At 45.4% G+C, this 823-nt stretch carries 5 tRNA genes and 1 rRNA gene; all 6 read left to right on the top strand.

What is annotated here, in order from left to right:
• Positions 1-222 precede the first annotated feature (222 nt).
• The 6 genes from rrf to AT575_RS10025 all read left to right on the top strand — a co-directional run bounded on the left by rrf (position 223) and on the right by AT575_RS10025 (position 787).
• Positions 223-337 (top strand): 5S ribosomal RNA (gene rrf / locus AT575_RS10050).
• 15 nt (positions 338-352) lie between these two features.
• Positions 353-425: transfer RNA gene (locus AT575_RS10045), tRNA-Val, on the top strand.
• Positions 426-434: 9 nt separating this feature from the next.
• A tRNA-Gly gene (locus AT575_RS10040) sits at positions 435-505 on the top strand.
• A gap of 32 nt (positions 506-537) precedes the next feature.
• Positions 538-611: transfer RNA gene (locus AT575_RS10035), tRNA-Ile, on the top strand.
• A gap of 9 nt (positions 612-620) precedes the next feature.
• Positions 621-692, top strand: a tRNA-Glu gene (locus AT575_RS10030).
• A 5-nt stretch (positions 693-697) separates the two neighbouring features.
• A tRNA-Ser gene (locus AT575_RS10025) sits at positions 698-787 on the top strand.
• The last annotated feature ends 36 nt before the right edge of the window (positions 788-823 follow it).

Raw genomic sequence — 823 nt, 5'->3', positions numbered from 1 at the left:
ATACTAATAGCTCGAGGACTTATCCAAAAATAAGTAACTAAGGACGTTAAAAAAAGCGTAACAATTTAGGAAAATGGCGTAGAGACTACGGAGTCTCAAGACATTTTATCTAATTGACTAGCTTTTTAGTCCGAGTACAATTTTGATAATAGAAAAGTTTATTGACATAGAGGTAGACTTCTTGTTAAGATATAGTTATTCAATTTTGAGTGGACTAAAAAGTTAAGTGACGATAGCCTAGGAGATACACCTGTACCCATGCCGAACACAGTAGTTAAGCCCTAGAACGCCTGAAGTAGTTGGGGGTTGCCCCTGTTAGATACGGAAGTCGCTTAGCTTAGGAACACTCAATGGGAGTTTAGCTCAGCTGGGAGAGCATCTGCCTTACAAGCAGAGGGTCAGCGGTTCGAACCCGTTAACTCCCATATTATTAAGCGGGTGTAGTTTAGTGGTAAAACTACAGCCTTCCAAGCTGTTGTCGCGAGTTCGATTCTCGTCACCCGCTTTATAGTTTTTTCCAAGCTATATCAATAGCTTGGGCGCGTAGCTCAGGTGGTTAGAGCGCACGCCTGATAAGCGTGAGGTCGGTGGTTCGAGTCCACTCGTGCCCATTAATATATGGTCCGTTGGTCAAGGGGTTAAGACACCGCCTTTTCACGGCGGTAACACGGGTTCGAATCCCGTACGGACTATATTTGGAGGATTACCCAAGTCCGGCTGAAGGGAACGGTCTTGAAAACCGTCAGGCGTGTAAAAGCGTGCGTGGGTTCGAATCCCACATCCTCCTTTTTACTTATCGCGGGATGGAGCAGCTAGGTAGCTC

The sequence above is a fragment of the Streptococcus penaeicida genome (genome assembly GCF_002887775.1).
GTDB classification, from domain to species: domain Bacteria; phylum Bacillota; class Bacilli; order Lactobacillales; family Streptococcaceae; genus Streptococcus; species Streptococcus penaeicida.
The sequence above is the reverse complement of the archived record's forward strand: the minus strand, read 5'-3'. Positions and strand labels throughout refer to the sequence as shown.